The 22,833-nt window shown below is 58.8% G+C and carries 23 protein-coding genes and 1 pseudogene; 14 read left to right on the top strand and 10 right to left on the bottom strand.

What is annotated here, in order from left to right; genetic code table 11:
• Positions 1 to 96 precede the first annotated feature (96 nt).
• The 7 genes and pseudogenes from ACQKP4_RS02440 (at position 97) to ACQKP4_RS02410 (ending at position 5,189) form a co-directional block, all read left to right on the top strand.
• A complete protein-coding gene (locus ACQKP4_RS02440; RefSeq protein WP_427630073.1) occupies positions 97 to 2,019 on the top strand; it encodes an alkaline phosphatase D family protein in 1,923 nt (640 codons plus the stop codon).
• 86 nt (positions 2,020 to 2,105) lie between these two features.
• Positions 2,106 to 2,723: a DedA family protein gene (locus ACQKP4_RS02435; RefSeq protein ID WP_427630071.1), complete on the top strand. Its 618-nt coding sequence runs from the start codon at positions 2,106 to 2,108 to the stop codon at positions 2,721 to 2,723.
• A gap of 174 nt (positions 2,724 to 2,897) precedes the next feature.
• Complete coding sequence (locus ACQKP4_RS02430) at positions 2,898 to 3,152, top strand: type II toxin-antitoxin system prevent-host-death family antitoxin (RefSeq protein WP_427630069.1); 255 nt, start codon at positions 2,898 to 2,900, stop codon at positions 3,150 to 3,152.
• Positions 3,149 to 3,403, top strand: coding sequence for a Txe/YoeB family addiction module toxin (locus ACQKP4_RS02425; protein WP_427630067.1), 255 nt, complete (start codon positions 3,149 to 3,151; stop codon positions 3,401 to 3,403). Before ACQKP4_RS02430 ends, ACQKP4_RS02425 begins: the two co-directional genes overlap by 4 nt.
• 100 nt (positions 3,404 to 3,503) lie before the next feature.
• A pseudogene (locus ACQKP4_RS02420) lies at positions 3,504 to 3,699 on the top strand (LysR substrate-binding domain-containing protein); the annotation flags it as partial.
• A 78-nt stretch (positions 3,700 to 3,777) separates the two neighbouring features.
• Positions 3,778 to 4,791, top strand: a complete 1,014-nt coding sequence (locus ACQKP4_RS02415) for a sensor domain-containing diguanylate cyclase (protein ID WP_427630065.1) — start codon at positions 3,778 to 3,780, stop codon at positions 4,789 to 4,791.
• A complete protein-coding gene (locus tag ACQKP4_RS02410) occupies positions 4,788 to 5,189 on the top strand; it encodes a GNAT family N-acetyltransferase (protein ID WP_427630063.1) in 402 nt (133 codons plus the stop codon). The genes ACQKP4_RS02415 and ACQKP4_RS02410 overlap by 4 nt, the downstream gene beginning before the upstream one ends.
• A 14-nt stretch (positions 5,190 to 5,203) precedes the next feature.
• Here ACQKP4_RS02410 and msrA read toward each other — a convergent pair whose 3' ends face one another.
• The 3 genes from msrA to msrB are packed head-to-tail and all read right to left on the bottom strand — an operon-like array spanning position 5,204 to position 8,275.
• Entirely contained in the window at positions 5,204 to 5,911 is a 708-nt protein-coding gene (gene msrA, locus ACQKP4_RS02405; protein WP_427630061.1) for a peptide-methionine (S)-S-oxide reductase MsrA, read from the bottom strand.
• 30 nt (positions 5,912 to 5,941) lie between these two features.
• Positions 5,942 to 7,717, bottom strand: coding sequence for a cytochrome c biogenesis protein DipZ (locus tag ACQKP4_RS02400; RefSeq protein ID WP_427630060.1), 1,776 nt, complete (start codon positions 7,715 to 7,717; stop codon positions 5,942 to 5,944).
• A 39-nt stretch (positions 7,718 to 7,756) separates the two neighbouring features.
• Entirely contained in the window at positions 7,757 to 8,275 is a 519-nt protein-coding gene (msrB, locus tag ACQKP4_RS02395; RefSeq protein ID WP_427630058.1) for a peptide-methionine (R)-S-oxide reductase MsrB, read from the bottom strand.
• 153 nt (positions 8,276 to 8,428) lie between these two features.
• On the opposite strand from msrB, the gene ACQKP4_RS02390 reads away from it, so the two are divergent.
• The 5 genes from ACQKP4_RS02390 (at position 8,429) to ACQKP4_RS02370 (ending at position 12,848) form a co-directional block, all read left to right on the top strand.
• Entirely contained in the window at positions 8,429 to 9,145 is a 717-nt protein-coding gene (locus ACQKP4_RS02390; protein WP_427630056.1) for a response regulator transcription factor, read from the top strand.
• Positions 9,142 to 10,659 (top strand): HAMP domain-containing sensor histidine kinase, encoded by a 1,518-nt coding sequence (locus ACQKP4_RS02385; RefSeq protein WP_427630054.1) that lies wholly within the window; start codon positions 9,142 to 9,144, stop codon positions 10,657 to 10,659. The genes ACQKP4_RS02390 and ACQKP4_RS02385 overlap by 4 nt, the downstream gene beginning before the upstream one ends.
• A gap of 46 nt (positions 10,660 to 10,705) precedes the next feature.
• On the top strand, positions 10,706 to 11,446 hold the full coding sequence (locus ACQKP4_RS02380; RefSeq protein WP_427630052.1) for a DUF72 domain-containing protein: 741 nt from the start codon (positions 10,706 to 10,708) through the stop codon (positions 11,444 to 11,446).
• Between the two features lie 62 nt (positions 11,447 to 11,508).
• Positions 11,509 to 12,009 carry a hypothetical protein gene (locus ACQKP4_RS02375; RefSeq protein ID WP_427630050.1) on the top strand — a complete coding sequence of 167 codons (501 nt, stop codon included), beginning with the start codon at positions 11,509 to 11,511 and terminating at the stop codon, positions 12,007 to 12,009.
• Between the two features lie 134 nt (positions 12,010 to 12,143).
• Positions 12,144 to 12,848, top strand: coding sequence for a hypothetical protein (locus tag ACQKP4_RS02370; protein ID WP_427630048.1), 705 nt, complete (start codon positions 12,144 to 12,146; stop codon positions 12,846 to 12,848).
• A 56-nt stretch (positions 12,849 to 12,904) separates the two neighbouring features.
• On the opposite strand, the gene ACQKP4_RS02365 is transcribed toward ACQKP4_RS02370, so the two are convergent.
• Positions 12,905 to 13,396 (bottom strand): RidA family protein, encoded by a 492-nt coding sequence (locus ACQKP4_RS02365; RefSeq protein ID WP_427630046.1) that lies wholly within the window; start codon positions 13,394 to 13,396, stop codon positions 12,905 to 12,907.
• Between the two features lie 122 nt (positions 13,397 to 13,518).
• Here ACQKP4_RS02365 and ACQKP4_RS02360 point away from each other — a divergent pair, with 122 nt between their 5' ends.
• Both ACQKP4_RS02360 and ACQKP4_RS02355 read left to right on the top strand, forming a co-directional pair.
• Positions 13,519 to 14,937, top strand: a complete 1,419-nt coding sequence (locus ACQKP4_RS02360) for a PLP-dependent aminotransferase family protein (protein ID WP_427630045.1) — start codon at positions 13,519 to 13,521, stop codon at positions 14,935 to 14,937.
• 392 nt (positions 14,938 to 15,329) lie between these two features.
• On the top strand, positions 15,330 to 16,514 hold the full coding sequence (locus ACQKP4_RS02355) for an ATP-binding protein (protein WP_427630043.1): 1,185 nt from the start codon (positions 15,330 to 15,332) through the stop codon (positions 16,512 to 16,514).
• A 117-nt stretch (positions 16,515 to 16,631) separates the two neighbouring features.
• Here the strand turns inward: ACQKP4_RS02355 and cyoE are convergent, their stop codons facing one another.
• From cyoE to ACQKP4_RS02325, 6 genes are all read right to left on the bottom strand, one after another.
• A complete protein-coding gene (cyoE, locus tag ACQKP4_RS02350; RefSeq protein WP_427630041.1) occupies positions 16,632 to 17,519 on the bottom strand; it encodes a heme o synthase in 888 nt (295 codons plus the stop codon).
• An 11-nt stretch (positions 17,520 to 17,530) separates the two neighbouring features.
• A complete protein-coding gene (cyoD, locus tag ACQKP4_RS02345) occupies positions 17,531 to 17,866 on the bottom strand; it encodes a cytochrome o ubiquinol oxidase subunit IV (protein WP_427630039.1) in 336 nt (111 codons plus the stop codon).
• On the bottom strand, positions 17,866 to 18,492 hold the full coding sequence (locus tag ACQKP4_RS02340; RefSeq protein WP_427630038.1) for a cytochrome o ubiquinol oxidase subunit III: 627 nt from the start codon (positions 18,490 to 18,492) through the stop codon (positions 17,866 to 17,868). Before ACQKP4_RS02340 ends, cyoD begins: the two co-directional genes overlap by 1 nt.
• A gap of 3 nt (positions 18,493 to 18,495) precedes the next feature.
• Positions 18,496 to 20,526 (bottom strand): cytochrome o ubiquinol oxidase subunit I, encoded by a 2,031-nt coding sequence (gene cyoB, locus ACQKP4_RS02335; protein WP_427630036.1) that lies wholly within the window; start codon positions 20,524 to 20,526, stop codon positions 18,496 to 18,498.
• 3 nt (positions 20,527 to 20,529) lie between these two features.
• Positions 20,530 to 21,474, bottom strand: a complete 945-nt coding sequence (cyoA, locus tag ACQKP4_RS02330; RefSeq protein ID WP_427630034.1) for a ubiquinol oxidase subunit II — start codon at positions 21,472 to 21,474, stop codon at positions 20,530 to 20,532.
• 826 nt (positions 21,475 to 22,300) lie between these two features.
• Positions 22,301 to 22,810, bottom strand: a complete 510-nt coding sequence (locus ACQKP4_RS02325; RefSeq protein ID WP_427630032.1) for a disulfide bond formation protein B — start codon at positions 22,808 to 22,810, stop codon at positions 22,301 to 22,303.
• Between the last annotated feature and the right edge of the window lie 23 nt (positions 22,811 to 22,833).

Here is a 22,833-nt window from a genome sequence, read left to right as displayed (position 1 = left end):
GCGGCACACCAGCGGCAAGCCAGTGGCAATCAGACAACCCTTGCCGCTGGCTGCGTTATCATCGCCCGCTCTGTGCCCCAGGAACCGTGAACCCGGATGTCCCTCTCTCTGCCATTACCTGACGATTGCCCCTCGCTGCCACCGGTTCTGGCCGGCCCGATCTTGCGGCGGCTGGAGCCGGCTCGGCTGGTGTTGTGGCTGGTCGGATCACGGCCGCTGTCGCTGACCTTGCGCCTGCAAAACCGTGAGGACATGCGCCTGGATGGCGGACAGTGCAGCGTCATCCCGATAGGCACGCACGCGTTTATCCATTTGATCGACGTGCCCTTGGCGACCGCCCTGTCCTGCGACACCTTGATCGAATACGACCTGCTGATTGATGACGCGGCGAGCGGCATTGCCGACTGGGCGCCGCACCTGTTGTATGGCGACGCGCGCTCGCCGAACTTCGTGTTGCGCTCACGGATCGATCAGTTGCTGCACGGTTCCTGCCGCAAACCCCATCACCCGGCCACCGACGGCTTGCTCTGTGTCGATCAATTGCTGGCGAGCCCCCATGACGCGACGGAGCGCCCGGCCCTGCTGATGATGAGCGGCGACCAGGTCTACGCCGACGATGTTGCCGGGCCGATGTTGCGCGCCATTCATGCCTTGATCGCGCGCCTCGGACTGTTCGAAGAACACCTTGAAGGCGCGGTGGTCAGTGACAGCGCCAAACTCTACGAACACCCCGCCAGTTACTACCATCGTGCGGATTTGTTACCGGCGCTTGAAAGCAACAAAACCCTGCGCGAGCGATTTTTCGGCGGGGCGCGCAAGCCGATTTTCACCAGCAGCAGCGCCGACAATCATCTGGTGACGCTCGCTGAAGTGCTGGCCATGTACTTGCTGGTCTGGTCGCCGACACCCTGGACGCTGATCAACCCGCAACCGCCCGTGCTGACGCCCGAAAGGCGCAAGCGTTACGCCCTGGAACAAACGCGTATCGATGGCTTCAAGGCCGGGCTGGGTGGCGTCGCGCGGGCCATGGCGCATCTGCCGTGCCTGATGATTTTTGACGATCACGACATCACCGATGACTGGAATCTGTCCGCGCAGTGGGAGGAAACCGCCTACGGCCATCCGTTTTCCAAACGCATCATTGGCAATGCGCTGATCGCTTACATGCTGTGTCAGGGCTGGGGCAATAACCCGGATGCGTTTGCCGCATTGCTGGAAAGAACCCGCTTGTTGAGTGGCACCGGGCACGACCGTTACCTCGACAGTCCGGTGCAGGACGGCTTGATCGATGAACTGCTGGGCTTTCAACAGTGGCATTACGTACTGCCGACGAGCCCGGCGCTGGTGGTCATCGACACCCGCACCCGTCGCTGGCGCAGCGAGATGAACCTCAAGCAACCCTCGGGCCTGCTGGACTGGGAAGCGCTCAGCGAATTGCAGCAGGAACTGCTGGATCATCCGTCGGCGATCATCGTTTCGCCGGCGCCGGTGTTCGGCGTGAAACTGATCGAAACCGTGCAAAAAGTCTTCAGTTGGTGCGGTTATCCGCTGTTGGTGGACGCCGAAAACTGGATGGCCCATCGCGGCGCGGCGCAGGTGATCCTGAACATTTTCCGGCACTCGCGCACACCGGGTAACTACGTGGTGCTGTCAGGCGATGTGCATTATTCCTTCGTCTACGAAGTCTTGATCCGCCACCGCAAGGCCGGTCCGCGCATCTGGCAGATCACCAGCAGCGGCATCAAGAACGAGTTCCCGCCGAGGCTGCTCGAATGGTTCGACCGCCTCAACCGCTGGCTCTACTCACCGCGCTCGCCCCTTAACTGGCTGACCAAACGCCGCCGCATGCGCATCATCCCGCACATTCCCGAACACGCCGAAGCGGGTGAGCGACTGTGGAACTCGGCGGGCATCGGGCAGGTGTTCTTCAATGAAAAGGGCCAGCCTGAGGCGATCTTCCAGCACAACTCAAACGGTTCGCCCAAGACGCGGATGGTGGCGCCTGAGCACGACGACTGACTTTACTGTGATGAAAGCGAACATCGCGTCATAACCCGGCTAGGCTCACCTCGCCATTCGTTAGCGAACACTGTGGGGACACGCCCTTGTTTGAACACCTGGATTTCAATTATCTGCTCGCCACTTACGGCTATGGGGCGGTGTTCTTCGGCTGTCTGGTTGAGGGTGAAACCATCCTGATACTGGGCGGCATGGCGGCCCATCAGCATCTGCTGCATCTGTGGCCGGTGATAGGCTGGGCCAGTCTGGGTGGCATGTTCGGGGACCAATTGTTGTTCTGGAGCGGGCGCTATTTCGGCGCACGCCTGCTACCGCGCTTGCAGCGTCAACAAGCGGCCATCGAGCGCGTGAACGGCATGATCACCCGCTACCCGTCGACCTCGGTGTTCGCGGTGAGGTTTCTGTACGGCATGCGCTTGGTGGGACCGGTGGTGATTGGCGCCAGCGGCCTGTCGCCGATCCGTTTCACGTTGTTGAACGCGTTGGGCGCCGTGGTGTGGGCGACGCTGTTTGCCAGCGCCGGTTATTGGGCCGGGGAAGCGCTTGAAAGCATGCTCGGCAACCTGAAACCCTATCGCTTGCCGATTGCGCTGGGGGTTTTGGTGTTGGCGGTGGCGATTGCGTTGATTCGGCATTGGCGGGTGAAGGTGCGTGATGCGAGAACAGCACAGCAACGCGCCGCCAGAGAAAACCGACCATCGTGAAACGGCAGAATTATCGGAATGGGATTACATCGATGACGGAAATGTCCTGAGGACACTTCAGCGATACTCGAGTCACGCGCAGATATGCCGTTTGCGCATCAATCACTCGTAGGTATCAACTTGTCATCCTGTACTCATTTCTGTACGTTCTTTGCACCCAGCGAGGAATACGACATGCAAACCATCAACTACACCACCGCACGGGCCCATCTGGCGGAAACCATGGATCGGGTCAATGAAGACCGCGCGCCACTGCTGGTCACGCGTCAAAAAGGCGAACCGGTGGTGATGATGTCCCTGGCGGAGTACAACGCCCTCGAAGAAACTGCCTATCTGTTGCGCTCCCCTGCCAACGCTGAACGGCTGATTAAGTCGGTCAGCGATCTGCGTGCGGGGATCACTCAGCCCAGACAATTAATTGAAGAATGAAAATTGAGTTCACTCCTGACGGTTGGGACGACTATTTATGGTTTCAACGAAACGATAAGGCCGGACTCAAAAGAATCAATCTCCTGATTAAATCGATCCAGCGTGACCCCTTTGCCGGGCTTGGAAAACCTGAGCCGCTCAAACACAATTTTGGTGGCTTGTGGTCGCGCCGGATTACTGCTGAACATCGCTTGGTTTATTCGATTGACGACGCAGTGGTGAGCATTGTGATGTGCCGATATCACTACTGAGCGAAGCGCCAGTATTTACTACGCTCCGTAGGAGCTGCAGAAATCGCTCCCACGGGCGTGGAGACGACTGGCACTCCGTGTAAAAAACAATGGCGCCTGATCGGGCATGGGCATTGTGATGCTGCCCGACGCCCTGGTGGAGCAAGATCTACTCGATGGCAAACTGGTCGCGCTGATGCCGGACTACCAACTGCCCAGTCGCCCCATGAACCAGTTTGTACGCCCCGGATCGCTACCGTTCGCCGAAACTTCGACGCTTCGTCGACTTCGCCACGCAGAGGTGGGGCAAGCACTAGCCGCAACGAGGCGCCATGCCTTAATCTGCGCGACTGATGAGTCACTTTGATGTCGTCAATTCAGCAGGGAGAGCGGTGATGGGGGAAGCATCGAATATCGAACCGTTGAAACTCAATGTGTCGGATTTGAACGAAAACATGCTGCACACCATTCTGGAACTGGTGAGTGACGGCATCTGGGACTGGAACGCCAATACCGGGTTTGTCTACCGCAACCCCGGCTGGTATGAAATGCTCGGCTACGCGGCCCACTCCCTCGACAACACCGTGTTCACTTGGGAAAACGTGATTCACGCCGACGATTACCCTCGGGTAATGGCGGTATTTGATGATTACCTGAACCAGCGAGCACCCAGCTATCAGGCCGAGTATCGCTGCCGCATGCAGGACGGCAGCTACACCTGGATCGAAGATCGCGGTTACGTGCTGGCGCGCAATGCCGACGGATCGGTGGCGCGCATGGTCGGTGCGCACCGCAGTATCGAAGACAAAAGACGCCTGTTCGAAGCGCTGGAACGACGCAATCAATCCCTCGAAGCCGTCGTGGAAGAACGCACCCGAGAGCTTTCCCGGGTCAACCAGCAGCTTCAGGCTCAACTCGAAGAGAACCGCAAACTCGCCGAAACCGATGCCCTGACATCAATCGCCAACCGCTATCTTCTGGAAAAAACCCTGCCCCAGGAATGCGAGCGCGCCCAGCGCTTTCGCCAGCCGCTGTCCCTGATCGCCATGGACATCGACGACTTCAAGATCATCAACGATCACTATGGCCATGCGTTGGGCGATGCTGCGTTGGTGCAGGTGGTCCAAAGCGTGAAGCAATTCGCGCGCGACGGCGATCTGCTGGCGCGATGGGGCGGTGACGAGTTCATCCTGATCCTGCCCAATACTTCGTTGACCGACGCCAGAACCTTCGCCGAGAACATCCGCCAAGGCCTGTCGATCCTGCCGTCCGTGGGCGAATTTCAAGTGACCATGAGCTTCGGCGTGGTGCAGCGCTTTGAAGAAGAACTGCAAACCGGCCTGCTGGGCCGGGCCGATCAGGCGCTGTATCGGTCGAAGATCGCCGGCAAGAATGTGATTTCGGGATGAGCGGCACCCTGTCTGTAGCTGACGTGCGTCCCTCGGATATCGAGTCGATTCGGCTGTTTCTCGGGCGCAACGGATGGGCTCACCGCACGGGCTCGACGGAGCATTTTGCGCAGTTGGTTACCCACTCTCAGCGCACCGCCCTTGCCCTCAAGGATGGCGAAATCGTCGGATTTGCCCGCGCCATCACCGACGGAATATCCAACGGGTATCTGTCGATGGTCGTCGTGTGTGGACACCATCGACGCGAAGGCATTGGTCGCGCACTGGTTGAGCACGTCATGGGCGACAACACCGCCATTACCTGGGTATTGCGATCCGGTAGGGAAGGCGCCTCGGATTTCTTTTCAAGGCTCGGCTTTGAAACTTCAAGTATCGCGATGGAACGTCCACGCCGCTGAAACCACCCCAACCCTTATATCCCCGCCTTCACCAACACCGGTTTCTCCTGATACCGATCCGGATACAACTGCTTCAACTGCGCCACTTTCGGCATGTCGTTGATCACGATGTACGGATACGTCGGGTGTTCGGTCAAAAAGTCCTGGTGGTAATCCTCTGCCGGATAGAAACCGTTGTAGCTTTCCAGCTTGGTGACAATCGGTTTGCTGAACGAATGCGCCGCGTCGAGCTGGGCGATGTAGGCCTGGGCCACCCGCTGCTGTTCAGCGTTTTCAGTGAAAATCGCCGACCGATATTGAGTCCCGCTGTCGGGCCCCTGACGGTTCAGTTCGGTCGGGTTATGCGCCACCGAGAAATAGATCTGCAGCAAGGCGCCGTAACTGACCTGCGTCGGATCGAACGTGACCTCTACCGATTCGGCATGGCCAGTGTCGCCCTCACTGACCCGCTCGTATTGAGCGGTATTGGCAGCGCCGCCAGCGTAACCGGACACGGCTTTCTTCACGCCTTTGACGTGCTGAAACACCCCTTGAACGCCCCAGAAGCAACCGCCGGCAAAAACTGCCGTTTCGCTGTGCGCCTGGCTTTTTTCATCGAGGGTCGGCGGCGGGATGGCGACTGCATCCTCGGCGCTGCCGAAAGAAAACGCAGCGCATTGGCCGATGACACCGGCCGCAACCAGGCCCAACAGGGTGCGCCGCCAGGTAAATGGACTTTTCATGAAACTGACTCCTGAATAGATGAAGGACGATCAACCGAACGTAAAGGCATACGCCGACACCCCCGGATCGAGAAACTCGATGGTGAAAGTCCGATCCGTCACACCGCCGCTTTGGCGCACCAATTGGTACAAACGCTGTTCTGTCACGCTGCCGCTACCATCGGCGGCCACATCGGTTCCGTGGGCATCGCCGGGTGGCTTCCCGTCAATCAGCACTTTGAACCGCACCGGTTTGCCGTCGGCGCCAGGCCCCAGCACCAAGTGCAAATCACGAGCGTGGAAGCGGTAAACGATGCGACTGGCCGAGGCGCCTGAGGTGGCTCGCTCCGAGCCGACATTCCATTGCCCTTCCAGCCCCCAGTCGTTGAGCGCCAGTTGTGGCGGGGCTGTGTAGGCAGACACTTGGTCCGGCACCAGGCTGGTTTCAGGCACGAAATGCTCGGCACGCTGGTAGCCGACGTACGTTTCCGGCGATTGCACTTCGTTCATGTCCGGGGCGAGCTGGACACCCTTGGCATCGGCATTGATCAGGCCATCGGCGACTTTGGAAGCGCCCGCCTCGCGCAGCAGTTGCTGAATGACTCGCTCCGATTCGGCGTATTCGCCTTCACCGAAGTGGTGATAACGAATGCGTCCCTGAGCATCGGCGAAGTAGTGCGCCGGCCAGTATTCGTTGTTGAACGCACGCCAGACCTTGAAGTCGTTATCGATCGCCACCGGGTAGTTGATGCCCAGGTCTTTCATGGCTTTGGTGACATTGTTCACGTTGCGCTCGAACGCAAACTCGGGCGCATGCACGCCGATGACGACCAGTCCCTGATCACGGTACTTTTCGGCCCAGGCTTTCACATACGGCAAGGTGCGCAGGCAGTTGATGCAGGAGTAGGTCCAGAAATCCACCAGCACCACTTTGCCTTTCAATGCCTGTGCGGTTAACGGTGGCGAATTGAGCCACTGCACAGCGCCATCGAGTTCGGGGAGATTGCCTTCAATCGGCAACGCGCCCGGCGCTTTGTCAGCGACGGTCATCGCGCCTGCGCTGGCAGGCACCTGTGCCGCCATTGCCCCCGTGCCAGACGCTGACTTGCCGGCCAATCGCCCGACCAATGCTTGCTCGATACCGCCGGTCGAGGCACTGGAAAACCGCGCCAGGATCCCGGTATCCAGCCCCAGTGCAATCGCCGCGACGCCTGCCAGCATCGCCGCCCCAAGAGCCCGGCGGACCCACTCGCCGGCACCGATGGAGCGCTTCATCGCCGCGAACACTTTACCGCCCAGCAACAACGCCACGGCGAGGGAAGTCGCGGCGCCCAGGGCGTAAGCCAGCAACAACAAGGTGGTCGCGACACTCGCCCCTTGCAGCGCCGCGCCCGTCAGCAACAGGCCCAAAATCGGTCCGGCACACGGCGCCCAGAGCAACCCCGTGGCAACGCCGATCAGGAACGAAGCACCGGGACGCGGCCGGGCATCGGCGCCCGCCGCTTCCGACAGTCGGCTGCCGGCCGCCACCAAGGGTCGCGTCAGGCGTTCAGCCAGGCGAGGCAGCAGCAGCGTCAACCCGAATAGTGCAACAAACAGCAACGCGAGCCAGCGCCCGTACTGATTGAGTTGCACCACCCAGCCGCCACCCACCGCCGCCAACGTCGCGACCAGCGCGAAGGTCAGCGCCATGCCTGCCAGCAACGGCAAGCCACTTTTCATGAACGGTTGCCCGGTGCGCGCGAAGACAAAAGGCAAAACCGGGAGAATGCACGGACTGACGATCGTCAGCACCCCACCGAGATAAGCGAGAACCAGAAGCCACATAGCGTCGACCTGCATCAGATGAGTGGAGTAAACCGTGGATCAAGCGGTCCGGGGCTCGAACTTCATTGCCGTGCCGTTCATGCAGTAACGCAGTCCGGTGGGTTTGGGCCCATCGTCGAAGACATGCCCCAGGTGCCCACCGCAACGCCGGCAGTGGACCTCCTCGCGCACGACGCCGAATGAACGGTCCTGGCGCGTTGCCACGGCTTTGTCCAAAGGTGTCCAGAAGCTCGGCCAACCGGTGCGACTGTCGAACTTGGTATCGGAGGAAAACAGCGGCAGATCACAACCGGCACAGGCGAATGTGCCCGTGCGATGTTCGTTGTTCAACGCGCTGCTGTAGGCCCGTTCGGTGCCCTCCTCGCGCAGGATTTCGTATTGCTCGGCGCTGAGCATGGCGCGCCATTCGCTGTCGCTGTGCGTCACCTCGAACGCCTCCTCGGCACTGGCATCACTCACCAGCGCGGACGTCGCGGCAAATTTTGGCAACACACCGATGACCAGGGCTGCAGCGCCCAGCCCGCCGCTCGCTAATAGAAACTGTCGCCGTGAAAACATGGTGGTCTCCAAAAAATCCAGGTGCCTGTCTTGGAACACAGCCTAGGCTTGGGTTGATCGCCAAATCCTCACGGGAAGTTAAACAATTCGTGATAACTCCGGCCGAGGAAAACCCGCACAATGCGGCCATTGCGCTACAAAGGATTGAGCTTTATGGAACCGAACAAACGTGTCCTGGTGGTCGAGGACGACCTTCACATCGCCGACCTGATCTGCCTGCATCTTCGCGATGAGCAGTTCGAGGTGGTGCACTGCGCCGACGGTGATGAAGGCATGCGACTGCTGCAGCAAGGAAGCTGGGACGCACTGATCCTCGACCTGATGCTGCCCGGCGTCGATGGTCTCGAAATCTGCCGCCGGGCGCGGGCGATGGCCCGCTACACACCGATCATCATCACCAGTGCGCGCTCCAGTGAAGTCCACCGCATTCTTGGGCTGGAACTCGGCGCCGACGATTACCTGGCCAAACCTTTTTCCATGCTGGAACTGGTGGCGCGGGTCAAAGCGCTGTTGCGACGGGTCGATGCCATGGCCCGCAACCTGAAAATGGACGCCGGAAGCCTGATCACCGAGGGGCTGTCCATCGACCCGATCACTCGCGATGTCGCCCTCGACGGCCGTCGCCTGGACCTCACGCCACGGGAGTTCGACTTGCTGTATTTCTTCGTCCGCCAGCCCGGCAAGGTGTTCTCGCGCATGGACCTGCTCAACGCGGTGTGGGGTTACAGCCATGAAGGCTACGAACACACGGTCAACACCCATATCAATCGCCTGCGGGCGAAAATCGAAACCGATCCGGGGCAACCCGCTCGCATCCTCACGGTATGGGGTCGCGGCTATAAATTCGCGTCCCGGGAGGAGCAGCCATGAGGCTGACCCTGACACAGCGCCTGTCTCTGGTTTTTGCCGTGCTGCTGCTGGTGTGCTGCGGCACATCGGCCTGGATGCAGGTGCGCTCCAATCAGATGCATGAACAGGAAGTGGTGCAAGGTTTGTCGCGCGACCTTGCCCAACATATCGCCGCCGATACGGTGCTGATGGACACCAAAGGCTTGATGCCGGGCGCCGTGCGCGATTTGTTCAGCCAACTGATGCTGGTCAACCCCAGTGTCGAGGTCTATCTGCTGGACACCACAGGCAAGATCGTCGGCAGCGCCGCCCCCGAAGGCCGAATTCGTCGTGAACGGGTGGACCTCGCGCCCCTCCAGCGCCTGCTCAAGGGCGATACGCTGCCGATTCTCGGCGACGACCCGCGCAGCCTTGATGGGCGCAAGGTGTTCAGCGCCGCACCGCTGAAAGTCGACGGTAAGCCGGCAGGTTATCTTTACGTGGTGCTGCTCGGCGAAGACCACGATCGCCTGGCCGAGCGCGGCGCTACCAGCGCGGCCCTTAATACCGCGCTGCTTTCCATTGCGTTGGTCGCCCTGCTCTGCCTGATCGCAGGTCTGAGCGCATTTGCCCTGATCACTCGCCCCTTGCGTCGCCTGACTGAAAAAGTCAGCCAGTTCGACATTGACGGTGTCCCGTGCACATCTCCCGCACCGCAACCGGTGGAAAAAGCCGCCAGTCACGACGAGATTGCGATACTCGACGCCGCCTTCCGCCAGATGCAAACCCGCCTCAGTGAGCAGTGGCGCTCGTTGACCCGACAGGATCAGGAGCGCCGCGAGCTGGTGGCGAACATTTCCCACGATCTGCGCACGCCACTGGCCTCGTTGCATGGCTACCTGGAAACCCTGTCGCTCAAGGATTCCACCCTGTCCCCCGCCGACCGCCGGCGTTATCTGGGCATTGCTCTGGATCAAAGCCGCAAGGTCGGCGGGCTAGCGCAAGCGCTGCTGGAGTTGGTGCGGCTGGAACACGGCTTTGTCCAACCGGTGCTTGAACGTTTTTCCATGACCGATCTGGTGCAGGACATCTTCCAGAAATTCGAACTGACCGCCGAGGCGCGCCAGATCGAACTCAAGGCAGACTTCGCGCCCAATGTGTCGGTGGCCTGCGCCGACCTGGGGCTGATCGAGCGGGTACTGACCAATCTGTTCGACAACGCCCTGCGCGATACACCCCAGGGCGGAGAAATCGAACTGAGCCTGCGTCCGCAGGGGGCTTTTATCGAAGTCACCGTCAGCGACACGGGCCCCGGTATCGCCGCCGAATTGCGCGAAGGGCTGTTCCTGCGACCGTTCAACATCGGTGGGGCACGGCGCGATGGCGGGCTAGGGTTGCGCATCGTGCATCGAATCCTGCAACTGCACGGACGCGACATCCAGTTGATCGACGTTCCGGGGCGTGGCGCGACCTTCCGCTTCACCTTGCCGGTGGATATGCAAACGGCGGAGGAATGGGCTGTACGTTCAATGAATTTGAATTCAATGGGGAAATAACCCCGCTTCTGCGGTCACAACCTGGAACCCGACGCGGAGGTGAAACATGTTGCTGACTGCCAGAACGCCGCTGTACATCGGCTGTGCCGGCTGGAGCCTGCCCCGCGACCAATGGACGGCATTTCCCGACGAAGGCACGCATTTGCAGCGGTACGCAGCACGATTTTCCTGCGCGGAAATCAATAGCTCGTTCTATCGGCCTCACCGCCCGGCAACGTATGCGAAGTGGGCCGACAGCGTACCTGAAGGCTTTCGGTTCGCGGTCAAAGTCCCCAAGCAAATCACCCACGAGGCTCGCTTGCTGGACTGTGAACAATTGCTCGCTGACTTTATCGGCCAATGCGTTCACCTGGGGCAAAAGCTTGGGTGCCTGTTGATCCAGCTGCCGCCGACCCTGGCCTTTGACGGCAACACCGCACGCCGCTTCTTCGGCGCATTTCGTTCGCGTTACGACGGATTTGCAGTGCTCGAACCAAGACACGGCAGTTGGCAGACACCTGAGGCGCAAGGCTTGTTGATCGAGCATCGAATCGGGCAAGTGGCCGCTGACCCATCGCCGCTGCCCAACGGTGATTTACCGGGTGCCTGGCCCGGCATCCGCTATTTTCGACTGCATGGATCACCGCGCATTTACTACTCAAGCTACGAAAAGCCATGGCTGGAAGCGCTGGCGCAACGGTTACAAATCCCGAGCGACCGCAACCCCGTCTGGTGCATTTTCGACAACACCGCCAGCGGCGCGGCGACGGCCAATGCATTGCAGTTACAGCGAATGACCGAGCAATAACTGACTCCCCCGGTAACAACCGCTATGATCGCCGCTCCTGATTTCGGCACGGACGCTGCGCGATGCTCAATACCCTGCAAAACACCCCGCTGTGGGTTTACGCGGTCTTTTTGTTGCTCTGCTATATCGGCATCAAGGCCCTCTCCCCGACCCGCGAAAGCAAAACTTCATTAATGCTGACGCCGCCGATTTTTTTGGTTTGGTCGCTGTATTCACTGAATCTGACGCTCAACCCAACGCTGTCAATCAGTTGCTGGCTGGCGGCTGTGGCCGTGGGCAGCGTCCTTGCCCTGGTGATTTTTTCGCGCAACGGTCTCGAACTCGATCAAGCGCAAACCGGGGTGGTTGTACCGGGCACGGCGAAAACCCTGGTGATCTACCTGCTGTTTTTCGCGGTTAACTATTATTTCGGCTACGAAGCCGAGGTCAACCCGGAGTATTCGGCCACGCTGCCAATGGTGTTGCTCAAGGCTTGCGCATCGGGTTTTGCGAGTGGTTTGTTTTGCGGGCGTTCGATCAGGTTTTATCAAGCGTTCCGCGCCCTGAAGCTCGCGCCTGTGTAGCAGCTGCCGCAGGGATTGGCAGGTCTTTTGTCTGACAGCCGTGACAACGCCGCCTCGGTCCAATAGATTAGGCGGCCGGAAAAGGCCCCGCGCTTTCTCGCCTCAATTCAAGTTAAAGAAGTAGTGAAATTTCAATGTCCGATTCCAACACCGCTGAATCCGTAGTCACCTTGTCGTCCAAAGCGGAATACGAAAACTCCATCAATCTTTCACAGCATGTGCCCCAGGCCAAAACCATCAGCGAGATGGTTCTGGACGCTTTTCAATCCTCCCGCGAAAGCGACCAGATCCGCGAGCTGCGCGCGGCGATTCGCCAGGCGCACGACAGCTTCGACGACGATAAAGCCTATGAGCTGATGGGTGAACTCAAGCAACTCAAGGACGCCGAAGCGGCTGACATTGCCGCCCTGGAAGACCTGAGCAGCAAATTCTCGATTGGCCGGATTCTCTCCAGCTTCAAGGATGACCCGGCGTTTCAGGAAGTCGTCTACGGCCTGGCGCTGAAGGTGCTGAACCAGACGCATCAAGCCATCAGCAACCCGAGCAGCGGCAAGAGCAAAGTCGCTCGCGCCAAGAAAGACGTCGAAGTGTTCACCATCAGCAAGGACGGCAGCAGTGTCACGCTGCCGTTACGCACCCCGCGTTCGCGCCTGAACGTCGACCGTGAAGCGCTGGAGTTCCTGGGTTTGACCTTCGTCGGTGAAGGCGAAGAAGCGGAGCTGGAAAGCGAGACCTTCGTGGACAACAGCGGCGCCGAACAAGCGGTCAACCGCAAGAACATCATCACCGCGTTGCAGCAGCAAACCGCGTTCGATGGCTACACCATCACCGCGCAGTAACACGCTTCAGCTGAAAGCCCCGCCCTTGCCGCGGGGCTTTTTATTGCCCGCGGGATTTATATCGACGCATGGAGGGCCGCAATCATGTCGACTTCAATTGGCGCGTTTTTTGGCAACTGGTAAACGCCAACCGTCGTGCGGGTGTGTTTACCGGCGTCGCCCAGCACGTGCGTGAACACATCCGAGGCACCGTTGGCCACTTCACTGAGGTCGACAAAATCAAACGTGGATTTCACGTACACCGTGATGCGCAGCAGCGCCTTAACGTTATCCAGCGTCCCGAGGGCTTCACGGATCAGCGCCAGCCCGCGAATCGCGCTGATGGCGGCAGCCTCTTGCGCATCGGCCATGCTCAGTTCCAGACCGACCCGGCCGGGGTATTGAATCTTGCCGTTCATGCGCGGCACCAGTCCACTGACATACAGTTCATCGTTATGCCGAAGCAGTGGCGCGTAATGCCCTCCGGCGGCGTTCTCGTCGTAGATATCAAAGCCATGTTCTTTGGCCATTGCGAGAAAACGTTCATCGCGCCTCATTTGCTTACTCATCCACCGAACCCTCTTAATCAATCTTGCAGACCGCGTCGTCGATGGTAGAGACAGACGCCTCTCTTGATCAGGGCAAGTTCGTATAGAATCCAGCGAACTTTACTGCCAGGGAGACCAGTAAAATGCAGGTTCAGCGCGCCGTGATCGCGGCCCTCGAGTTCCAGCCCGGCGTGCCGCTGGTCCAGCAGATCGTCGATCATCTGTCGTTCGCGATCAGCCAGGGAACGCTGCCGCACGGGGCCAAGTTGCCACCGATTCGTGAACTCTGCGAGCTGTTGAACGTCGGCAAATCCACGATGGTCGATGCACTTGATCACTTGCGGGCCAAGGGGTTGGTGGTCTCGCGCCAGGGCTCGGGGCATTACGTGCACCGGGCCAATGTGCAGACGCAAACCGCCGCGGACCAGCATCTGCAATCCCAGGACACGCTCAGTCGGGTGCGCCGCGCCGTGCTGCAAGACAACGGCGCGCTGCGTCCCGGCTGCGGCTTTCTGCCCGGTTCATGGCTGCCCGCCGAAGAATTGCTCAAAGCCGTGCGCGGCACCCTTCGCGCAACCTCACTGCGCATGGGCGAATACGGGGAGGTCGGCGGTTACCTGCCGTTGCGCGAGGCGTTGCGGGTCAAGCTGGCGACCGTCGGCATCGAGGTGCCGGTGGCGCAGATCATCACCACGTCCAACACCATGCAGGCGATCGACTTGCTGATGCGCCTGTTGATAAAACCTGGCGACACGGTGCTGCTTGACGACCCGTGCTATTTCAACCTGCACACCAACCTCGCACTGCATGGCGCCAACGTCATCACCGTTGCCCGCACTAGCGAAGGCCTGGACCTCGACGCTTTCGAGCAACGGGTGATTGCCCACAAACCCGTGCTCTACATGACCAACAGCACGCTGCACAACCCGACCGGGCACTCTTTTTCCGCCGCGCAGGTGTATCGCTTGCTGGAACTGAGCCACCGTTATGGCTTCCACATCGTTGAGGACGACCTGTACGGCGACCTCCAGCAACGACGCACACCGCGCCTGGCCGCGAGCGGCCTGGACAATGTCAGTTATGTGTCCGGGTTTTCGAAGACCCTGACGGCCAACAGCCGGGTCAGCTATACCGCGTTATCGCCGCAACTCGCCGCCCGAATAACCACCCTGAAAATGAGCTGCGGCGGCGTGACGTCGGAACTGGCGGAGCAAATCACTTGCACGATGCTCAGCAATGGCAGCTACGCCAAACACACGCGACGAACCGTTGATCGCCTGTATGAATCGAGTAGCCGGGTGGCGCGCTGGCTGGTCGAAGCCGGGTGTTCGGTGTCATCGCTGCCGGGGGAAGGGTTGTTCATCTGGACGCGTTTGCCCGCAGGTTTGCATGCCGAAACGCTGGCTGCCAAAGGCTTGGATAACGGCCTGGTGCTGGCGCCTGGAACGCTGCTGAGCAAAGCGGCGGATGCCAACAACTACCTGCGATTCAACGTTGCGCACAGTGATGATCCACAGGTGCGCGAGCGGTTTTTTAAATTGCTCGACTATTACAAAGCGTAACCACCCACCGTCTCCGTGGCGAGGGCGCTTGCTCCCGCTGAAGTGCGAAGCGCTCCCCCTGCACTTCATGAGAAACGCAGCACTGACAGGCTTTGCGACTGCTGCGCAACCGAACGGAAGCAAGCGCCCCTCGCCACAAATCAGGCGTTCAACGAAAGGTTTGCTGGCGGCATGCCATTCCCAGCCACCAGATCGCTACGATTGCGGCTCCCAAACGCCGCACGCTAACTTCAGTCGTCGCCGCACGCCCCAGATCATCTATCCCGAAACGTCGGGCTTTTCATGCAGAGCCAAAAGCGTAGGCCAGGCTTCAGCCGCCTGCCTTTGAGGTTTCTAGCCAGTTATACAAGATTATCACTATAACTATATATAACTTCCTATGAGTTCAAGACGTGGATAAAAACATTAACCCGTTCAGCCCTGGCGCTGGTGTGTCACCGCCAGAGCTGGCGGGACGCTCCGAGGTGCTGGAAAGTGCTGAAACAGCACTGGAACGCACCAAGCGTGGCAGGCATGCGAAATCCCTGATGATTTTGGGATTGCGCGGGGTTGGGAAGACGGTGCTTTTGAATCAAATCAAGGAGCGCGCGGTGAGCCTGGACTACCTCGCCGAAATGCAGGAAGCCCACGATGGTTCAGAGCTCAAGCAGCTGCTGATTCCCGTGCTGCGTCGTTTACTACTGCGCTTGGACCGAATGCAAAACACTGTGGAGACGGTAAAAAAAGGTATCCGAGTTCTGCGCAGCTTTATCGGCAATATCACCATTGCCGCAGGAGGTGCCGAGGTTACGTTGGGAGGTGATTCTGAAGCAGGTTATGCGGACAGCGGAAACCTTGAAGATGATTTGCGAGATGTCCTCATCGCAACTGGCGAGGCTGCCAGAGACGCAGGCAAACCTGTAGCCATTCTGATCGATGAATTGCAGTACCTTTCCAAAGACGAATTGGGCGCCCTGATTCGTGGCATGCACGCCATCAACCAGGCTGGCTTGCCGTTGATTCTTTTTGGCGCGGGTCTGCCGCAGTTAGCTGGACAAGCAGGTGATGCCAAAAGCTACGCTGAGCGGCTATTTGAATTCCCCCGTCTAGGCGCTCTGTTAGAGGTTGATGCCTGGAAGGCGATTCGCGATCCGGTGGAAGACGAAGGCGCAGCAATATCAGAAGAAGCATTAAGGGAGATCTACAACAAAACACATGGATATCCCTATTTTCTTCAGGAATGGGGATACACCGCATGGAATATAGCCGAAGGAAAAACCATCACTGAACAGGATGCTCGTACCGCCACCGCAGAGAGCATTCGAAAGCTCGACGAGTCATTTTTTCGGGTTCGCTTTGACCGAACGACCCCTGCCGAGCGAGATTACATGCGTTGTCTGGCTGAGTTAGGCGAAGGGCCGCAACGCTCGGCGGATGTAGCGACAGCCCTGGGTCGAGCTGCAACAAGTCTAGGCCCGGTGCGGGACAGCTTGATCAAGAAAGGAATGATCTACAGCCCCGAATATGCGCACATCGCGTTCACGGTACCGCTTTTTGACGAATTCATGAGACGGGTTACCGCAGCACCGCCGCAGTAGGAGAGACGACCAAGAGCGCAACAGGCTCGGGGGGCGCCGATCAGCGGGTCATGAGGAGCCCAACAAAAAGCCCCGCGCTTCTCTCGAAGGCGGGGCTTTTTTTACGGCATCCGACGCTTAAGGCGCGTACGTCAGCAACAGCTCGGTCGGCACTTTGAAGTCCAGGGACATCATCACGCTCAACGCGGTAATGGTGAAGATCGAGAACACAAACAGCTTGCGTGCCCAGACCGTGTCATCCACTGCCTTGTAACCGGTCCAGGCCATGTACAACCAGTACATGCCCATGGCCGCGGCGACGGCGAGGTAGCTCATGCCGGCGTAGCCGCTGAAGGTCAGCATCAAGGTCGCCACGAGGAACGCCAGGATGTAGAGCAGGATGTGCTTCTTGGCGACCTGAATCCCGCGCTTCACCGGCAACACCGGAATCGATGCGGCCAGGTAATCGTTGAAGCGGAAGATCGCGATGGCGTAGGAATGCGGCATCTGCCACAGGCTGAACATCACCAGCAACGTCAGTGCGGCCATGTCGAAGCTGTTGGTGACCGCAACGTAACCGATCACCGGCGGCATCGCGCCCGACAGACTGCCCACCAGCGTGCCGTGAACCGACTTGCGCTTGAGGTACAGGCTGTAGAAGCCGACGTAGATGACAAAACCGATCACCGCGAACAGCGCGGCCAACGGGTTTGCCACCTTGTACAACAAGGCAACGCCGGCCACACCGAGGATAGTCGCGTAAACCAGCGCCAGTTTCAGGGAGATCAAGCCCTGGACCAGTACCCGGTTCTTGGTGCGTTCCATCTTCAGGTCGATGTCGCGGTCGATGCAGTTGTTGAACACGCAACCGGAGGCCACGACCAGGGACGTGCCGATCATGGCGGCCAGGAAGATGGCCAGATCGACATGCCCTTTGGAGGCCAGGAAGAATCCGCCTGCCACAGAAAGCACGTTACCGAAAATGATCCCCGGTTTGGTGATTTGGATAAAGTGCTTAAAGGACATCCGGACTTTCCTCAGTGCGCCATCATGACGGTGTGGATGCTGAACATGATCCACAGCGACAAGCCAACCAGCAGGACGATCACCATCGCAGCGAACACAAACGCAATCACGTTGTTACGCTGGGCAGCCGAACGGTCCAGGTGGAGGAAGTACACCAGGTGCACCAGCACCTGGATCACTGCGAAGGCCAGTACGATCCACAGCGTCCAGACTTTCGGCAGCGATGGGTACATCACCAGGCCGAACGGAATGATCGTCAGGATAACCGACAGAATGAAGCCGATGGCGTAGGACTTGACGCTGCCGTGGCCGGCGTCATGACCATCGTGGGAATGAGCGTTAGCCATTACAGAGTCCCCATCAGGTAAACAACGGTGAAGACGCAGATCCACACCACGTCCAGGAAGTGCCAGAACAGGCTCAGGCAGCTCAGACGGGTTTTGTTGGTGGATGTCAGGCCGTGTTTATTGACCTGATACATCATGATCGCCATCCAGATCAGACCGCTGGTCACGTGCAGACCGTGGGTGCCGACCAGGGTGAAGAACCCGGACAGGAAGCCGCTGCGGCTAGGGCCGTAGCCTTCGGAGATCAGCATGTGGAACTCGTTGATCTCCATGCCGATGAAGCCCAGGCCGAACAGGAAGGTAACAGCCAACCAGCCCAGCACCGCTTTCTTGTTGCCCTTGAACAACGCCAGCATGGCGAAGCCGTAGGTGATCGAGCTGAGCAACAGGCAGGCGGTTTCGCCCAGCACGTAAGGCAGCTCGAAGATGTCGTGGCCCGACGGGCCACCCGCTACGTTGTTAACCAGTACCGCGTACACCGCGAAGATCGACGCAAACAGAATGCAGTCGGTCATCAGGTAGAGCCAGAAACCGAATACGGTCATCTCGCCCGAGTCGTGGTGATGGTCATCGTGCCCATGTTCATCGACATGGGTGTGTCCAGCATTGGTCACTAAGTTCGACATGGTTTAAGCCTGTTCCAACGAGGTTTCAACACGGGTGGCGTTGGCCGAAATTGCTTTGGCCGCTACCAGACGTTTGTGCTGCTCGGCTTCGATGCGCTCGATCACATCGACCGGCACCATGTAGCCCTGGTCATCACGGGCAGCGTGAATCACGAAGTACACGACCGTACCGACCAGACCGAAGATGGCCAGCCACCAGATGTGCCAGATCATCGCGAAACCGAACACGGTCAACAGCGCACCCATGACCAGGCCGGTCGCGGTGTTGTTTGGCATGTGGATCGGCTCGTACTTGGCCGGAGCCTGATACGCAGTGCCGTTTTCCTTGGCTTCGGTGAACGGGTCGATGCCGTCGACTTTCGGCAGTACCGCAAAGTTGTAGAACGGCGGTGGCGACGAGGTCGACCATTCCAGCGTGTGGGCATTCCACGGGTCGCCGGCTTCGCACATGTTCTCTGGCAGCTTGCGATCACGCACGCTGACGTAGAGCTGGATCAACTGGCAGGCAATACCGACGGCGATCATGACCGCACCGAACATCGCGACGTACAGGTAAGGCACCCACTCAGGGTTGGTGGTGGCGTTCAGACGACGGGTCATGCCCATGAAGCCCAGTGCATAGAGCGGCATGAACGCGACGAAGAAGCCCGAGATCCAGAACCAGAACGCTGCCTTGCCCCAACCTTCGTGCAGCTTGAAGCCGAACGCTTTAGGGAAGTAGAAACCGAAGCCTGCGATGTAGCCGAAGACCGCGCCGCCGATGATCACGTTGTGGAAGTGAGCGATCACGAACAGGCTGTTGTGCAGGACGAAGTCCGCACCCGGAATGGCCAGCAGTACGCCGGTCATGCCGCCGATCGCGAAGGTCACCATGAAGCCCAGAGTCCACAGCACCTGGCTGGTGATGCGCAGACGGCCCTGGTAAATGGTGAACAGCCAGTTGAATAGCTTCACCCCCGTCGGAATCGAGATCAGCATCGTCGCCAGACCGAAGAAGGCGTTGACGTTGGCACCCGAACCCATGGTGAAGAAGTGGTGCAGCCAGACCATGAAGCCCAGGATCGAGATCGCGCCGCTGGCGTAGACCATCGAGTGGTGGCCGAACAGACGCTTGCCGGAGAAGGTCGAGATGACTTCGGAGAAGATCCCGAACGCCGGCAGAATCAGGATGTACACCTCGGGGTGACCCCAGGCCCAGAACATGTTCACGTACATCATCGGATTGCCACCAAGTTCATTGGTGAAAATGTGGAAATCCATGTAACGGTCAAGCGTCAGCAACGCCAGGGTCGCGGTCAGAATCGGGAAGGAAGCGACGATCAGTACGTTGGCCCAGGTGCAGGTCCAGGTGAAGATCGGCATGTCCATCAGTTTCATGCCCGGCGCACGCATTTTCAGCACGGTGGCCAGGAAGTTGACCCCCGTCAGCGTCGTCCCGAGTCCCGATAGCTGTAGCGCCCAGATGTAGTAGTCGACACCCACGCCAGGGCTGTAGCCCAATTCCGACAGCGGTGGATACGCCACCCAACCGGTACGGGCGAATTCGCCGACACCCAGGGACACGTTGACCAGCACCACGCCGGACATCAGCAGCCAGAAGCTCAGGGAGTTCAGGAACGGATAGGCCACGTCACGGGCGCCGATCTGCAGCGGCACTGCAAGGTTCATCAGGCCGGTGAAGAATGGCATCGCCATGAAGATGATCATGATCACACCGTGAGCGGTGAAGATCTGGTCATAGTGTTCAGGCGGCAGGTAGCCAGGCGAACCTTCGGTGGCCATGGCCAACTGGGTACGCATCATGATGGCGTCGGCAAAACCGCGCAGCAGCATGACCATGGCCACGATGATGTACATCACGCCGATTTTCTTGTGGTCGACCGACGTCAGCCACTCGGTCCACAAGTACGTCCACTTCTTGAAGTAGGTGATTGCAGCGAACACCGCCAGCCCGCCGAGGGCGATCATGGCGATGGTCACCATCACAATCGGCTCGTGGAACGGAATCGCTTCCCAGCTTAATTTACCTAACATCGTTTACTCCTCTGCCCCGGCAGCTGAATGCGAACTCATGTCCATACCTTCCATGGCCGCCATTTCGTGCTCTTTCTTCTCGTGGTGCATCGGCTTGCCCGGTTTCATGCCTTCGTACTTGTCGAGGATGGTCTGGAACAGGTTCGGCGTGAACGAGGAGTAGAGCTCTACTGGATTGTTCTGGCTTGGTTTGGAGAGGGCTTCGTATTCAGCTTTTTCAAGCTGTTTAGGTGCCTTCTTGACTTCACTGACCCAGGCATCGAAATCCGCCTGCGACGTGGAATAAGCTTTGAACTTCATGCCGGTGAAACCTGCGCCGCTGTAGTTGGCGGAGATCCCGTCCATTTCAGCGTTGCGGTTGGCAATCAGGTGCAGCTTGGTTTGCATGCCGGCCATGGCGTAGATCTGGCCGCCCAGACCCGGGATGAAGAACGAGTTCATCACGGTGTCGGAAGTCACTTTGAAATTGATGGGCGTGTTCGCCGGGAACACGATCTTGTTGACCGTGGCGATGCCTTGTTCCGGGTAGATGAACAGCCATTTCCAGTCCATCGCGACCACTTCGATGGTGATCGGCTTGACGTCGGATTCCAGCGGACGATACGGATCCAGCGCGTGAGTCGACACGTAGGTGACGTAACCCAGGGCGATGATGATCAGTACCGGAATGGTCCACACCGCGATTTCAATCTTGGTGGAGTGGGACCACTTCGGCGTGTAGGTGGCGCTCGTGTTGGACGCGCGATATTTCCACGCGAACAGGAAGGTCATGACGATGACCGGCACGACGACCAACAGCATCAGCAGCGTTGCGGTGATGATCAGGTTTCGTTCATCCAGGCCCACCTGGCCCGTGGGATCAAGCAAGGTCATGTTGCAGCCTCCCAGCAACAACGTGCCGAGCAGCGGCAATAAGCCTAGTAATCTGGGGTACCTGTTTTTACTCATCTCACGACCTCTAAAGCAGCTTGCGCAATGCAGTTGGGTTTTGATCGCCAACACTTCACCCTGCCAAGGGTTGGCATTTTTCTTGGATTGAATAAGGGCTGCCCGTCGCGCGTCAGACGCTCGACAAATCCTGGGCCAGCGGTAAGTTCTTATTCGAATTCGTGGTCAAAGGCCTTGTTACAGACCAATTCCATTTGGTGCGGATAGTTGGAAGGCACCGACACCAGGGAGTCGCATGAAGCCATCGGGCTTCTCGACATCCGATTACCGCTCGTGAACCTGAGTAAGGGTGAGCAGTGCCGGGAATTCAGTGCGGGCGATTGTAGATATGTAACGATTCATAAACCATGTCTCATCCCGAAATAATTTTTATCCGTCCCAGCAACAATCATTAACGGTTTTTGCAAAAGCGCGGCATCTTATCGAAATTCATTCTCAACAAAAACACCAAAAATAGTAGGTCTACCAGCCGCAGTTCAGACAGCTTTCGGCCGTTTCGGCCTACGCCTGATCATGCCCAACCCCCTGTGAAGCAAGGGCTCTGGCAATCCGCCAGCCGCTGTTAAAACTGCCTGATTAGGCCAGTTGGCGTTTAAATCGGAAGATGACTGAAGAGACCAATTTCGTTGCGTAGCTATGCACCGATCAGCACTCTTGAAATGACTTGCGACACTCTCGCTGTGACAACATGCCGCACACGTGTCACACCCTGCCTTGCCGCTCGTCACGGTCTTTTCACTTGGGCTCTGAAATGCAAAACGCCCCGGTCCTCTTATCGAGGCCGGGGCGTTGCTTTTTCGGTAATGCCGCGAAGCAGCAGATGACCTCAGCGCAGGGTTTTGCGGTTGCGCGACGTCAGTAACGGCACCAATACCACCACCAGCACAAAGGCGATCAACGCCCACTGTGCCAAGGACAAACCAAGGATCGGCGGATACGGCGTCGAGCAGAAACCGTCAACCTGGAAGCCCAGCGGGAAGATCTTCGCCAGTGGCAAACCGTCGACAATCGGTTGCAGCACATCGATGCCGCAACTCACCGCCGGGTAGAACTGGGTGTAAACGTGGTGCCCGGCCACCGCGACGCCGGCCAGCGCGCAAATCACTACCAGTGTTTCAAACACCGTGATGCTGCGACGGGTGCGCATCGCTGCGCCGATGAAAGCAAACAGCGCGATCAGCAACAGCGCATAACGCTGCAGGATGCACAGCGGGCATGGCGCCTCGCCCAGCACAATTTGCATGTACAGCGCGCCGCCAATCAGCGCCAGGCAGATGATGCCCAGCAACACCAAATAGCGCCGCTCACGGCCCAACCGCATTGTTTCCTCGCTCATCGCGTTTCCCTTTTGAGTGTCGA

The organism is Pseudomonas sp. NPDC086278 (genome assembly GCF_050280905.1).
In the GTDB taxonomy this organism is placed as follows: domain Bacteria; phylum Pseudomonadota; class Gammaproteobacteria; order Pseudomonadales; family Pseudomonadaceae; genus Aquipseudomonas.
Note: the sequence above shows the minus strand (reverse complement) of the source record. Positions and strands in the feature narration are given on the sequence as shown.